General features: G+C 45.0%; 11 protein-coding genes and 1 tRNA gene. 5 read left to right on the top strand and 7 right to left on the bottom strand.

The window, feature by feature from the left end; translation table 11 throughout:
* On the top strand, positions 1-1,185 hold a 1,185-nt coding region (locus tag WS42_RS12720), incomplete at its 5' end, for a M64 family metallopeptidase (RefSeq protein ID WP_046451197.1).
* Between the two features lie 678 nt (positions 1,186-1,863).
* Here WS42_RS12720 and WS42_RS12710 read toward each other — a convergent pair.
* Positions 1,864-2,445 carry an RNA polymerase sigma factor gene (locus WS42_RS12710; RefSeq protein ID WP_046451198.1) on the bottom strand — a complete coding sequence of 194 codons (582 nt, stop codon included), beginning with the start codon at positions 2,443-2,445 and terminating at the stop codon, positions 1,864-1,866.
* 164 nt (positions 2,446-2,609) lie between these two features.
* Positions 2,610-3,917: a methionine adenosyltransferase gene (metK, locus tag WS42_RS12705; RefSeq protein WP_022159366.1), complete on the bottom strand. Its 1,308-nt coding sequence runs from the start codon at positions 3,915-3,917 to the stop codon at positions 2,610-2,612.
* Positions 3,918-4,208: 291 nt separating this feature from the next.
* Here metK and WS42_RS12700 point away from each other — a divergent pair, with 291 nt between their 5' ends.
* On the top strand, positions 4,209-5,441 hold the full coding sequence (locus tag WS42_RS12700) for a 3-deoxy-D-manno-octulosonic acid transferase (RefSeq protein ID WP_046451196.1): 1,233 nt from the start codon (positions 4,209-4,211) through the stop codon (positions 5,439-5,441).
* On the opposite strand, the gene mtnA is transcribed toward WS42_RS12700, so the two are convergent.
* Together mtnA and WS42_RS12690 are read right to left on the bottom strand one after the other, a co-directional pair.
* Positions 5,431-6,489 carry an S-methyl-5-thioribose-1-phosphate isomerase gene (gene mtnA, locus WS42_RS12695; protein ID WP_046451195.1) on the bottom strand — a complete coding sequence of 353 codons (1,059 nt, stop codon included), beginning with the start codon at positions 6,487-6,489 and terminating at the stop codon, positions 5,431-5,433. The two genes, WS42_RS12700 and mtnA, sit on opposite strands and share 11 nt — an antisense overlap.
* On the bottom strand, positions 6,486-7,817 hold the full coding sequence (locus tag WS42_RS12690) for a S28 family serine protease (RefSeq protein WP_013612403.1): 1,332 nt from the start codon (positions 7,815-7,817) through the stop codon (positions 6,486-6,488). Before WS42_RS12690 ends, mtnA begins: the two co-directional genes overlap by 4 nt.
* Positions 7,818-8,048: 231 nt before the next feature.
* Here WS42_RS12690 and WS42_RS12685 point away from each other — a divergent pair, with 231 nt between their 5' ends.
* Both WS42_RS12685 and WS42_RS12680 read left to right on the top strand, forming a co-directional pair.
* Positions 8,049-8,360, top strand: coding sequence for a hypothetical protein (locus WS42_RS12685; RefSeq protein WP_046451194.1), 312 nt, complete (start codon positions 8,049-8,051; stop codon positions 8,358-8,360).
* On the top strand, positions 8,338-9,696 hold the full coding sequence (locus tag WS42_RS12680; protein WP_046451193.1) for an MATE family efflux transporter: 1,359 nt from the start codon (positions 8,338-8,340) through the stop codon (positions 9,694-9,696). The genes WS42_RS12685 and WS42_RS12680 overlap by 23 nt, the downstream gene beginning before the upstream one ends.
* Here the strand turns inward: WS42_RS12680 and WS42_RS12675 are convergent.
* Together WS42_RS12675 and WS42_RS12670 are read right to left on the bottom strand one after the other, a co-directional pair.
* Positions 9,668-10,270: an HAD family hydrolase gene (locus tag WS42_RS12675; RefSeq protein WP_013612406.1), complete on the bottom strand. Its 603-nt coding sequence runs from the start codon at positions 10,268-10,270 to the stop codon at positions 9,668-9,670. The genes WS42_RS12680 and WS42_RS12675 overlap by 29 nt on opposite strands.
* Positions 10,271-10,368: 98 nt before the next feature.
* Positions 10,369-12,780 carry a TonB-dependent receptor gene (locus tag WS42_RS12670; protein WP_013612407.1) on the bottom strand — a complete coding sequence of 804 codons (2,412 nt, stop codon included), beginning with the start codon at positions 12,778-12,780 and terminating at the stop codon, positions 10,369-10,371.
* A 246-nt stretch (positions 12,781-13,026) separates the two neighbouring features.
* Here WS42_RS12670 and WS42_RS12665 point away from each other — a divergent pair.
* Positions 13,027-13,111, top strand: a tRNA-Leu gene (locus tag WS42_RS12665).
* Between the two features lie 127 nt (positions 13,112-13,238).
* On the opposite strand, the gene WS42_RS12660 is transcribed toward WS42_RS12665, so the two are convergent.
* Positions 13,239-13,783, bottom strand: a 545-nt coding sequence (locus WS42_RS12660; RefSeq protein ID WP_229032433.1) for a Crp/Fnr family transcriptional regulator, incomplete at its 5' end; no start/stop codon positions are given.

Below are 13,783 nucleotides of genomic sequence, written 5' to 3'. Positions count from 1 at the left end.
CAAGTAGCAGATACCATAGGTTCAGGAGATGCCGAACTGGTTTTTACAACCACAGATAATAGTCAAAAGAAAGGAAGATCTACGACCATTCGTTTGAAATACGGTGTACGTACATTGAAATTAACTGCTTCCCAAGAAGGAGGAATCCGTGTGGACGGACACATACGGAAACACTATGGTGAACGGGACCCCGAAAACGGTTTTAACCTGATTTTTTTGGGAGATGGCTTTACGCCCGATGATCTGATTGCAGAAACGGGAGTATTCGACTTGGCGGTAGAAGAAGCTTGTGAGGCCTTATTTGCTGTCGAACCCTATAAAACCTACAAGGAATATTTCAATGTCTGGTCGGTGGCTTGCGAATCGAAAGAACGGGGAGCCGGAACTTCCGAGTCAGGAAATACAGCATTATTCAGTTACTTTAACGAAGAGAACCACCGCATAATTGGAAGCAATACAAGGGCTTTCAATTATGCGAACCAAATTCTGGGAATGGATGACGACATACTGAAAACAAATTCTGTTATCATTGTATTGGTTAATGACGAACGTTATGGAGGCTCAACCTATTGGTATGGCGACCCGACTGATAAGAATGATACCGATTACAGGACAGTCAGTTATGTTCCCCTGAACAGAGATGCGCAACTACCGGGAGGATTTACCAACATTTTCCTGCATGAAGTCGGTGGACACGCTATCGGAAAACTGGGAGACGAATGGTCTACCGAACAGTTGTTTACTACTGAAGATAAAACTTTAATAAATAATTATAGAAATTGCAGGCTATATTGTTATAATCTGGGGCTACCTATAAATGCGGCACTGATTAATTTTCCACAGTATTACTGGAGTTTTTTAAATGGAAACACAGATCGTTATAGCGAAGTATTGAAACCTGCTGACGGAGGTTACGGATGCCTCAGTGATGCAACTAACCAGGCATTTGTTTATCATTGTGAAGAAGAGAGTTGTATGATAAACAACGTACCTTATTTCAATGTTGCTTCCCGGTATGCTATTGTACAATATCTTTTGTTCCGCCTGAATGTATATGAATATAGCTCCGCGGGCATGGGAAAGGCGGTCAATCACTTCCTTGAACATGACCAATATGAACTACCGGCCAGTTATACCGTATCGGACAGGCCTCCCCTTCCGATGCCAGCCCGGATGGTGGAGTAAAATAGAGTTAACCCCTGAACAAACATCATCAAGAGAGGGTATGTCAGACACACCCTCTCTTAGTATTTACAAATATGTCAATTTTTTCCGGAAAGAAAAGAATCCGTCAAAAGGTTTGCAAAAAACACAGAAACAACGCTCCACACAGGGAGAAAACAGGGTGAAGACAGGCAACATAACCGTTACACCCCCTATTCATACCCTATTCACACCTTATCCCCGATGTATGTATATAGGGCGTGAATAGGAGATGAATAAGGAATAATCCCTAACCTGAAGCTTTTCAGACCGGCAAATCATCCGCAACAGGTTAGTTTATCTATGGGTTAATTAATCGCTGAAAGACCTGAATTTCTTCAAGCGGTTCACTGTGAAGTATAATAGGCGGATTTCGCTCCCGGATACCTGCTCTCTTTGCCGGAGGCTTGAAAGGCCGACGACACGTGTTATTCCGCCGGTATGCTATTGTACAATGGCTTCTGTTCCGCCTGAATGTATGTGAATATAACGCCGCCGGTATGAGGGAGTTGGGCAATCACTTCCTTGAACATGACCAATATGAACTACCGGCCGACTATACCGTACCGGACAGACCACCCCTTCCGATGCCGGCTCAGGTAAAATAAGAAATAGAGCTTCAAGCCGGATAGAACATCAGATCCTGTCATAACTTACCGGTTAGCCGGAACATGATGGCAGGATATCTTTTTTAGAAATCTGCATAATCATAACTAACAGCACCAGATTTTGCAGTCGATTTTTTAAATAACGGAAAGCATTTTTCTTATGGGTTTTGACAGTAAGCACAGACAGATTCAGCAGTTGGGCTATTTCCTGATTTTTCTTACCTTCTAAAGATAAAAGAATGACCTCCTGGCTACGTTGCGGCAATTCACCGATAGCTGCGTACAACTCCCGCAATATTTCTTCCTCTTGCACTGAAAAATCGGGTAGTTTTTGTTCATAAAGCACATGTGCCGTGTATTTTTCTTCGACTGCCCGGTGTTTCCAGTAATCTGCACAACGGTTCGAGACGGCTTCGTACAAATAAGCTTTAAATCCGTTGATAGAATTGTATTGTTTGTTACTTTCCCAGATGTTGATAAAGATTTCCTGCACGATATCTTCAGCCACCTTGTGATTTTCCACTCTGCGTTCTGCAAAAAGGACAAGATAACTATAAAATTGCTGAAAGAGTTTATGATAAGCTTGTTCGTCTTTCAAATTAAAACGTTGCAAAAAATCTTTCTGTTCGCTCACTGTGTCTTCCGTTGTTTTACCGAACAAAATAAAGGATTAATAATAGATTTTCCAATTTATATTCCAGATTCTTTTGAAAAACTGTGTCAGCAAAGTCCATACTTTATTCTTTTTCTTCGCTGACACAGTTCAAATTACAACTTCAATGTCCAGAGACACCTCTCTTATGAGAGCGGTTTCTTAAACTCTTTGAATACCCGCTTTATTTCATCGACATAGTCCAGTTTTTCCCAGGTAAAAAGTTCCACTTCTCTCTCAACTGTAGGCCAATAATTCGAAGTGAACACTTTTTTCACTACTTCGGGTTTGCGTCCCATGTGTCCATAACTGGCAGTCTCCTGATAAATCGGATTACATAATTTCAAGCGTTCTTCGATAGCCCTCGGACGAAGGTCGAAAATCTCGTTGACTTTCCCGGCAATCTCTGCATCCGTTAAACAGACTTTCGAAGTACCGTAAGTATTTACATACACTCCTACAGGCCGGGCAACGCCGATCGCATAGGAAATCTGGATCAGGATCTCGTCGGCTATCCCCGCTGCTACCATATTTTTAGCGATATGCCGGGCTGCATAGGCAGCAGACCGGTCGACTTTCGAAGGGTCTTTTCCGGAGAAAGCTCCCCCACCGTGGGCTCCTTTCCCCCCGTAGGTATCGACGATAATCTTACGCCCTGTCAGCCCTGTATCTCCATGAGGACCTCCGATCACAAATTTACCGGTCGGGTTGACAAAAAGAATGACATTTTTATCGAATAAAGCCTGTACCCGTTTTGGCAACAGGGCCTTTACCCGGGGCAGCAGAATATCGACAATATCTTTTCTGATCCATTCCACCATAGCCTCGTCGGCTTTCAGCTGGGCTTCCGGCGTTTCATTGGCCGGCTTGATGAAATCGTCATGCTGGGTAGAAATGACAATCGTATGTATACGGGCCGGTTTCCCGTCATCACCGTATTCGATGGTCACCTGTGATTTCGAATCGGGACGCAGATATTGCATCAACTGACCCTCTTTCCGGATTTGAGCCAATTCTTTCAGTAAAAGATGAGCTAATTCCAGGGACAACGGCATATAATTATCGGTCTCGTTACAGGCATAACCGAACATCATCCCCTGATCACCGGCCCCCTGTTCCATCGGATCTTCACGCATCACTCCCCGGTTGATATCCGGCGATTGTTCGTGGATCGCAGAAAATACCCCGCAACTATTTCCATCGAACATATACTCACTCTTGGTGTAGCCGATCTCATTGATCACTTCACGGGCCACTTGCTGCACATCTACATAAGTCTTTGTTTTAATCTCGCCTGCAATGACAGTTTGTCCGGTTGTCACCAAAGTTTCACAGGCTACTTTTGCTTCCGGGTCGAACGCCAGAATCCGGTCGAGCACTGCATCCGAAATCTGATCGGCAACCTTATCAGGATGCCCTTCCGATACAGACTCTGAAGTAAATAAATATCCCATAATTTAATTGAAAATTGAAAATTGAAAATTGAAAATGTACTATACGCAATCAATATCCAATCGGTTAATTATATTACGGGAAAGGCAATGGATGGTTGAATTCAGAAGTATATGCATTTTAGCAATTTTTTTCTGTGGTTGCAATCAGCCAAATCTTTCCACAATGACGGGACAAAGATAGGAAGGAAAAAGGTAAAAGTAAAAAGTTAAAGGTTAAAAAAAGCAGAAAGAGGAAAAGCGCATCATTCGGGTTTTATTATTAATTTTGCGGCCTAGATTCAAAGTATCGTTATGGCATTCTTATATAATATTGGAATTCAGGCATATCATCTGGCTATACAATTGGCAGCTCCCTTCAATGAAAAAGCAGCCCTTTTACGTAAAGGCAGAAAAGAAGTCTGGAAAAAAGCAGCCGGTATACAACGGGGAGAAGGTCGTTTGGTGTGGTTTCATGCCGCTTCTTTGGGCGAATTCGAACAAGGCCGCCCGGTGATCGAAGCCTTGAAGGCCGCAGAACCGGCAACCCAAATCCTGCTTACCTTTTTTTCGCCCTCAGGTTATGAAATCCGCAAAAATTATACCGGTGCAGATTACATCCTTTATCTGCCGGGAGATACGCAACGCAATGCGGTCCGCCTGATTGAAAAATTCCGTCCGGATGCAGCGGTCTTTATCAAATATGAATTCTGGTTCCACTACCTGAACGAACTGAACAAACGAAACATCCCGGTATATCTCATCTCAGCCATTTTCCGTCCCAACCAGCCTTTTTTTAAAAGTTGGGGAAAACTCCACCGGCGGATGCTGGGATGCTTCAAAGAATTGTTCGTGCAGGACGGGCAATCGGTGGAATTACTGAAATCCATCGGCATAAAAAATGTCAGACTGACAGGAGATACCCGTTTCGACCGGGTAAAACAGATCGCGGAAAATGCAAAACAAATCGCCAAAATAGAGCAATTCTGTGACGGCCGCCCCACCATAGTCTGCGGCAGCACCTGGCCACCCGATGAAGAAATTCTCCTGGAATATATCAACTGCCATCCGGACGGTTATAAATGGATCATCGTCCCTCATGAAATCGGGGAAAATCACATCAAAGCGATTCTGGACAAATGCAGGAAGAAGGTAGCCCGCTACACCTCGGAAAATACCGATTTGGCCGATAAGGAGGTATTGATTATCGATTGTATCGGTCTGCTTTCATCGATCTACCGGTATGGAAAGATCGCTTATATCGGCGGAGGTTTCGGAGTCGGTATCCACAATACCCTTGAAGCTGCCGTGTATGGAATACCGGTAATTTTCGGACCCAAATATCAAAAATTCAACGAAGCGGTCAGCCTGATCCGGGAAGGCGGAGCTTTCAGCATTTCCAACGGGGCAGAACTTTCGGAGATCCTGGACAGCCTGATTCAACATCCGACAATTGCAGAAACCGCCGGACAAAAGGCATTGGAATATGTGAACAGCCAACTGGGTGCGACAGCAGTAATCAGTGAAGCACTAAGCACTACAATTTAGAGAGGACACGATCAAAAGGAGGATATAAAATCCCTTTTTCGGTAATGATTGCCGTAATCAATTCATGACGGGTCACATCGAAAGCAGGATTATACACCTTTATTTCCGGAGGTGCCATCCGTCGGGTATACCATTTTTCTGTGATTTCACCGACTTGCCGTTCTTCAATGGGAATATGTGCCCCATCCGGACATTTTAGATCAACTGTAGAAGTCGGTCCAAGTACGTAAAAAGGAATTCCATAATATTTAGCTAAAACAGCAACTCCGGAAGTACCTATTTTATTAGCAACATCTCCATTAGCCGCTATCCGGTCGCATCCTACCAAAACAGCCTGCACCTTTCCCTGTCCCATCACACAGGAAGCCATATTATCACAGATCAAAGTGACATCGACTCCTGCTTTCTGAAGTTCAAAGGCAGTCAAACGTGCCCCCTGTAACAATGGACGGGTTTCATCTGCATACACTTTAAAATGATAACCACGCTCCTGCCCCAAATAAACAGGAGCCAAAGCCGTACCATATGCAGAAACTGCGAGATGTCCGGCATTACAATGAGTCAGCAGCCCCATTCCCGGTTGTAAAACACTTAATCCCCATTCCCCGATACTCCGGCAAGCAGCCGCATCCTCTGCCCGGATAGCTTCCGCCTCCTGCTGCAATTTTATTTTTATTGTATCAACCTGCTGATCCTGCAACGACAAAACACATTTTTCCATCCGGTCCAAAGCCATAAATAAATTTACAGCAGTAGGACGTGAAGAAGCCAGGTATTTTTTTACCTCCGTAAATTTTTGAAAAAAAACGGAAAAAGACTGTTCCCCGAATTGTTGTGCACAAACCGCCATGCCATAGGCAGCAGCAACTCCGATCGCCGGGGCCCCCCTCACCTTCAGGTGATAAATGGCTTCCCAAATCTCCTCCGGAGTATATAAGCGGAGATATGCTTCCCGATTGGGCAATTGCGTCTGGTCGAGAATAATTACAGCCGGCTCTTCCCAATCGACACTTACCGTCGTCAGGCCGGCCAAACCTTCACTTTTCATTTTTCTTGCATCCATTCGTTCAGCGTATCGAGCAAGTCTTCTTTCGACACCGGATCGAAATCTTTAATCCGGCAAGCATGGCTCATATCCCCTCTTACGTATTTACGGCATTTTCCGTTTTTCTTCAAATCGACGCCGGTAGCATACCAGGGATCACTTCCGCCGTATACAAACAAAATCCGCTCGGCATCCGTCTGCAACCATTCGTTGATCGCCTTCATCTGTTTGTCATTAAAAGGCTTTTTTTCAACACCTTCAGGCATAGTGAATGAAAAGTCGATATCTTTATCGTCTTCGGGTAAGAATTTCTTGAACGGTTTTATTTTATAATCATACATCCCGATCTCGGTCAAAGCAGCATAAAAAAACGGTTGCATGCGGACGATGTACTTATCTTCAAAAAAATCAGGGGAAGACACTTTCACCAGGTATTCGAAGATCTCCTCCCAATCGGCACTTTCCTGATCGGGAATATCGGCACAATTATTCCCCCACTGCCAAAACGCAAAAGGATATTCCAGAATCATCAGCTGCAAGGCCCGTTTGGTCCCTCCCACCATCCGGTAGGTATATTTCTTTTCGGCAGCCAGTTCCTCAAGCATAGGAAGCAGCGTATCGAGATGTTCGAAACACATGGTCTGAAAATCACGGATCGTATAATGACAGGTATTCAGATCCTCCCAGTTAAAAAGCGCTTTCACCCCACTCTTCGCCGTCCCTAACCGGTTCAGGAATTTATCCAAACGGGGATCTACATACTCCAGATTCAGGGGAGCCACATACGGTACACTGATATCCACATCGGCCGGGTAAAAATAACGGTGAAATATCGTCGTCTGTCCTCCTTTGCTGATTCCGGTACTGATCCATTTCGATGCCGGATAAATTTTCTGCCTGATAGCCTGTATAATCTCGTGCTGGTCATCGGCAGCCTGCTTGATGGTCAGGTTTTCCCAGGGAATCCCTCCTTCCGGCACACTTTGATCGAAAAAACGGTGCTCTATCGTCAGCTGATTCCCTTTCAGGATATTAGCCAATTCACCTTCTTCCGACGACCAGATATTATAGCCTTCCAACTCGACGATTACCGGAGCATCCGATTGTTTATGCCCCAGCAACACCCGTTGCCGGAAAGTCCCTTTCGCGGGATCGGAATGATCGACCGGCTGCTCGAACCAGAATTGATAATACTCCTGAAAAGGCTTTACATCCAGTTTCTGAATCTCACTAATCTGTGGTATCTGTTGCAACTTTTCATAAATCCCATCTCCGGCCCATACCGCCAGGGTAAACCATACACAAACAAAAGTAGTTAAGAGTTTTCTCATAATTCAAATAATTTAAAACATCATCCAATCTCCACCCTTAGTCGGGACTTATCTCAACGGGGACAAGGTACGAAAAAAAGGCAGAAAGTAAAAAAGTAGCATGCAAAAAGTAAAAGACAAATGCTAAAAAGCGATCCGTAAAAGCAAGAAATCCATTTGCCGGCAGGCAAGAAATTGATTAGCTTTGCGACAATTATCAAAACAGTTTATAATCCAAATCCGGAACAGTCTATGAAGATATCCATAAGAACAGCTATGGCTTTGAAAACAAAAGCTTTGGCAGGAGGGTTATCCCTACTGTTTCTTTTAGGCGGATGTCATAAAAAAGTAAACTACTTTAACGGGGAGATCATAACCGTGAAAGATATTCCGGTAAGCGACACGCTGACCGGGGAACGGCTGCTGCTGGACAGTATCATTGCAAATGGAAGAGGTATATCGTTATCCGTTACCATTTTAATTCAGTCTATCGGGTCCCTGAGGCCATCGGACTTTATGAACTTTATAAATGCTAAGCGACATGAGCTATTTCACACCCTATAAAGAACATTACAAAGCCCTCATCCGTTTGGGTATCCCCATTGTCATCGGACAAATCGGTATTGTGGTGGTAGGCCTGGCCGATAATATGATGGTGGGACAATATGCCACTCTCGATCTGGCTGCAGCTTCATTTGTCAACAGTGCCTTCAATATTCCCATTCTTTTCGGTCTGGGTTTTTCTTATGGTCTTACTCCCCTGGTCGGACAATTTTTCGGCCGTCATGACAAATATCATGTCGGTCAACTGCTACGCAACAGTCTGTTGGTAAATCTCTTCATCGGCTTGCTCCTGACCCTGGCGATGACAGTGGTATGGTTCAATATCGACCGGCTAGGACAGCCTGAAGAATTGCTCCCGTTGATCCGGCCTTATTTTCTTCTCCAGCTGGCATCTCTGGTATTCGTCATGTTATTCAATTCTTTCAAGCAATTCGCCGACGGTATTACGGATACCAAAACGCCCATGTACATCATGATCTCCGCCAATCTGGTGAATATTGCCGGGAATTATATACTGATCTACGGAAAATTCGGACTACCGGCCCTGGGTGTCGTAGGAGCAGGCATTTCCACCTTAACGGCCCGTATCCTCATGTTTGCAGCTTTCGCTGTCTTATTTTACCACAACCTCCGTTACCGCCGCTATCTGGTCGGTTACAAACGGGGTAAATACAATTTCACCGATATCCTCTCACTCAATAAAATGGGTTGGATGGTCGGTTTACAGATGGGACTGGAAACTGCCCTGTTCAGTATTACGGGAATTATGATCGGTTGGCTGGGAAGCATTGCCCTAGCCGCCCATCAGGTGATGGTGGCTATCTCGACTTTAGGTTTTATGATCTATTACGGAGTCGGAGCAGCGGTATCTGTACGGGTGAGTAATTATTTCGGCCGTCAGGAGCTGCTCCATGTGCGCCGCACGACGATGGCAGGCTTCCACCTCATTCTTTGTCTCGCTGTCTGTGCCTGTACTGTGTTCTTATTTTCCCGGGAACTGATCGGATATCTATTCACCACCTCCGAAGAAGTCATCCGGGTCGTATCCACCCTGGTCTATATCCTGCTGGCCTACCAATTCGGGGATGCCCTTCAGATTACCTATGCCAATTCCCTCCGCGGTATCGGCGATGTGATCTCCATGGCTGTCATCTCCTTTATTGGTTACTTCCTGATCGCCATGCCCGTATGCTACATCTGCGGCTTTGTACTCGAGTGGGACATCACAGGAATCTGGATCGGCTATCCGATAGGGCTTACCCTGACCGGAGTCATGCTTTGCGGGAGGTACTACTGGAAACTAAAAACTAAAACTCAGAGCAAAGAATTTTATTGATTTCCCGGTATCCTTTTTCCTTATCGGCAAAATGCACGGTATGGAAACCCAGTTGACGAGCCGCATCGACATTTTCCTTCAGGTCGTCGATAAAGAGCGTATCTTCGGGGTATGCCTGAAAACGGTCGATCAGGATCCGGTAAATCTCTTTTTCGGGTTTAATCAGTTTTTCGTGAGCCGAGATGATCTGGCCCTCGAAATACCGAAAGACCTCCCGTTCTTTCAGGTAGTCATAAAATTCCAGGGACATATTGGAAAGGCAGAATAAACGGTAACCTTTACCGGCCAACTCTTTAATCAGACATTGTGTTTGGGGAATATCCCGCAACGAATGTTTGATAAATTCGACAAAATCCCAACATTCGGCATAAGGACGTCCCGAAAAAACACTCATTTCCCGAACGATATTCACCTGATCGATCGTCCCCCGGTCGTAATCGGGCCAAAATTTCCGGAAAAATCCCCTTTCAAACAGACTCACCGGCATTGCACGATCACCGGTATATTCTTCCATCAAACGTTCGGGACTCCAATCGACCACAACTCCACCCAAATCAAAAACCACATTTTTCATATACTTGTCATTTTTCAATCATACCTATTTTCGATATCTAAAGTTACAAAATTTATACCAACTTATCCGCTCACTGAAAAATCTATCCGGCAAGTGGATTAAAAATCCACAATTACCCCGACAGAGGGTAAAACCGTTCCGCCCAATTCATTTTTTATGCTGCGCATCTGATAATAACCTTCCCGGTCAGGATCTTTGCGATAGCTTCCGTCAGGATTTTCGACAGGCACCAGCTCATCGGGGCCTAAAGCTTTATAGTTATAGATATTCTGAATGTCCGCATAAAATATCAACGACCACTTTCGAAAGAAAAAACTCTTATCCACCCTGACATCCAGTTGATGGAAAGCCGGTAATCGCTGTGTATTGAAGCGCGAATAATCATAATAAGGCTGATGTTTGGCCTCCCAGGCTTCTATCCGTGCCGAAGTCTCCCGATCATAAGGCGTATAAGGCCCACCCGCCACATATCTCCATTTAAACCCCAAATCCCAACTTTTACCTATCCTACGGGTTGCTGTCAGAGAGAATATATGGCGGTTATCCCAACTACTGGGTATATAACGACGGGTATTCTGCAAATTTTCATCCAACTGTTTAAATTCGGAATAATACCAGGTATAAGCCAACGAAGCAACGACACCATAAAATTCCTGGGTTCTGAGCATCAATTCCAGCCCATAAGCTCTCCCTTCTCCGACGGGTCGAACCGCTTCGTCACCCACCGCCACATAGTCGGTACCTTTATTGGCCAAAGCAACCGAATCGGTCAGGGATACGGGATAATGATCGTAAGTCTTGTAAAAACCTTCCAGTGTAATCCGGGTAGTCGTTCCCGGACGATACTCAACTCCCAGTACATAATGATCGGCTCCGATATATCCGGTCTTATTCCGTTTATTCACCAGAACTCCCCCGGCGTCTGCAAAACCCAGCGTCGTATAGGCAGGCAACTGATAATACCGGCCGATATTGCCATTTAGCGACCAGCGTTCGTCGAATGCATAAGAAAATGAGAAACGGGGCGATATTTGCCGGTAAAGAGCAGCTGTTTTACCGGTATAATTACATCCGTCCGCCCGGAGTCCCAGGGATAAAGCCAGCCGTTCGGAGAAAAAAGACCGGGACACCTGGCCGAAGACCGCCCATTTCCACATATTCAAAGCCCGGGAATAATACTGATCGATAGCTTCTCCCGCAGCGAACAGCCGCCGGGCCGTAGTATTGTCATAGTGGGCATATTCGATACCTGCCCCAACCTGAAGTTTAAACCCATTCGCTGCATAACGATGATGCTCGAAACGGAATTTATTTTCCGATTCTCCAGAGCGATAGTCGATTGTTTTGGGATTATGACGGTCATTGCCGGTGTATTTCTCGACCTTATTGTACAATCCACTCCGGCTTAGGACGAAAAAGTGATACCAGTTATTGCCGTAATGCTTAAAGGTCGTTCCCAAAGTATAACTCCATTGCCGGCTTTCCGGCAACCAATCGAGCAAATATTTCTGATGATCGTCGGGATTCTTCAGGTCGGTATTCAGACGGTTGATATCGTATCCGCCAATACCGAGCAAAGTCCATTCATTCCGGGCATTCAAACGGGTGACCGTCTTGAATTGCATATCATTATACACCGGAAGAAAAGGCAAACCGATGATACCGAACAACATCTTCAGATAACTTCGCCGGGCCGAAACAATAAAAGTAGTCTTTGGAGCCAACGGACCGTCCAAAGACAGGCCGTAATCAGTAGCACCGAAAGTAACCCGCGTCTTCACCCGGTCGGGATTTCCCTCGATCTGTCGAAATTCGAGCATAGAACTCATCATATTACCATAAGAAGCCGGGAAGGCACCGGAAAAGAAATTTACCTCTTTGACAAAATCGATATTCACAATACTGACTACCCCACCGGAAGCCCCCTGAGTAGCGAAATGATTTAAGATGGGCAATTCAACTCCGTCCAGATAAAACCGGTTTTCAGCAGGCCCACCACCCCGGACTACAAAATCATTCCGGAATGCAGGCGAAGACAATACCCCCGGCATGGATTGTACTACTTTGGAAATATCCCGGTTGCCTCCGGGATTTTTTTCAATCTCCGCAATTCCTATCCGCTGAATGGAAACCGGAGTTTCTACTGTTTTACGGTAAGGACTGGCTTTGACTACGACCTGTTCCAAAGTAGTCGATGCAGGTTCCAAACCGATATTTTCCGTTCTCTCTCCGGCAGTACCCAACAGAAACCCTACTGTCACCAAAGTCTGATAACCGATACTACTCACCTCCAAGCGGACAAGTCCCGGAGGAACATTTTCCAACCGGAATCTTCCCTCCTCATCCGTCGCTCCCCCCAGAGTCGTCCCATAAACTACGACATTCGCAAATGGGATCGCCTCATTGCTCGCCAAATCGAAGACTCGTCCTTTAACGACACCTTTATTTTGTGCCTGGACAGCTGGTCCGATACCCAGACAAAATAAAAATAATACGATCCAATATCTCATCTCTAAAATATCTTACTATTTATAAACTCTTCTCCCGACGGGTCGGCAAATGTACACAAACGAATCGTCATCTGACAAAAAATCCCCCATCGATTACCGGTCAATGAGGAATTTTTCAAGAAAATATGAGTATTGAACATTAAGAATATATCCTTTATACGAGCAACTTAGCAAAAAGATTCAAAAAAAATTCTACTTTTCTTTGGAGGTTATATGAAAATATCTACCTTTGCACCCGAGTTCTTTGCCCAGGTGGCGGAATTGGTAGACGCGCTGGACTCAAAATCCAGTGTCCTCAACAGACGTGCGGGTTCGATTCCCGCCCTGGGTACAAATTGAAAATCAAGGAGTTAGATGAAAATCTAACTCTTTTTTTGTAACCCATGGGACCGGGGCATGGGGTTTCTTGAGGACTGGTACTATCTTAGAAAAAGTTTACTGATCACCTATCTTACAATTTATTCCTGGAAGATTTCAGCCCTCACGCGGCTGAGGGTTTCGGGAGTCATCAACAGATAAGAAGCGATATGGCTGATAGGGGCTCTTTTGGCTGCTTCGGGAAAATCTTTTAGAAAACGTTTATAGCGTTCCTTGGCAGTTTCGAATCGCCAGGAGTCGGCTTTGTTCTGGGATACCATAAGGCCCCATTCTAAAATTTTCTTGTATAATTGAGCAATAGAGGAATAAGAAACAAACAATTCTTGCAGACCGGTATAGGGGATGTCGTACACCACGGTCGGTTCGATGGCTTCGATCATCAAGCGTGTGGGTTCTTGTCTGAACAGGCTGATGATGCAAAATACCAAATCATCTTCACACGAAAAATGTTCGGTGATATCATGCCCGTTTTTGTAGTAATACTGACGTAACATTCCCGATTCGACATAATGGAAATGGCGGGCTATCCGGCCTTCTTCGAGGAGAAGTGTAATAAGCAAATTTAAAAGCAGCATTTTTTGGTAAAGTTGCTTAATCACTTTTTGGTAAACTTGATCACCACTTT

The sequence above is a fragment of the Odoribacter sp. N54.MGS-14 genome (assembly GCF_000980295.1).
In the GTDB taxonomy this organism is placed as follows: Bacteria; Bacteroidota; Bacteroidia; order Bacteroidales; family Marinifilaceae; genus Odoribacter; species Odoribacter splanchnicus.
The sequence above is the reverse complement of the archived record's forward strand: the minus strand, read 5'-3'. Positions and strand labels throughout refer to the sequence as shown.

What these genes read in the sequence shown, in the direction of transcription:
- WS42_RS12700 (WP_046451196.1), top strand. Translation starts at nt 4,209, where the DNA reads ATGGCATTCTTATATAATATTGGAATTCAGGCATATCATCTGGCTATA.
- WS42_RS12680 (WP_046451193.1), top strand. Translation starts at nt 8,338, where the DNA reads ATGAGCTATTTCACACCCTATAAAGAACATTACAAAGCCCTCATCCGT.
- metK (WP_022159366.1), bottom strand. Translation starts at nt 3,917, where the DNA reads ATGGGATATTTATTTACTTCAGAGTCTGTATCGGAAGGGCATCCTGAT.
- WS42_RS12685 (WP_046451194.1), top strand. Translation starts at nt 8,049, where the DNA reads ATGAAGATATCCATAAGAACAGCTATGGCTTTGAAAACAAAAGCTTTG.
- WS42_RS12670 (WP_013612407.1), bottom strand. Translation starts at nt 12,780, where the DNA reads ATGAGATATTGGATCGTATTATTTTTATTTTGTCTGGGTATCGGACCA.
- WS42_RS12675 (WP_013612406.1), bottom strand. Translation starts at nt 10,270, where the DNA reads ATGAAAAATGTGGTTTTTGATTTGGGTGGAGTTGTGGTCGATTGGAGT.
- mtnA (WP_046451195.1), bottom strand. Translation starts at nt 6,489, where the DNA reads ATGAAAAGTGAAGGTTTGGCCGGCCTGACGACGGTAAGTGTCGATTGG.
- WS42_RS12690 (WP_013612403.1), bottom strand. Translation starts at nt 7,817, where the DNA reads ATGAGAAAACTCTTAACTACTTTTGTTTGTGTATGGTTTACCCTGGCG.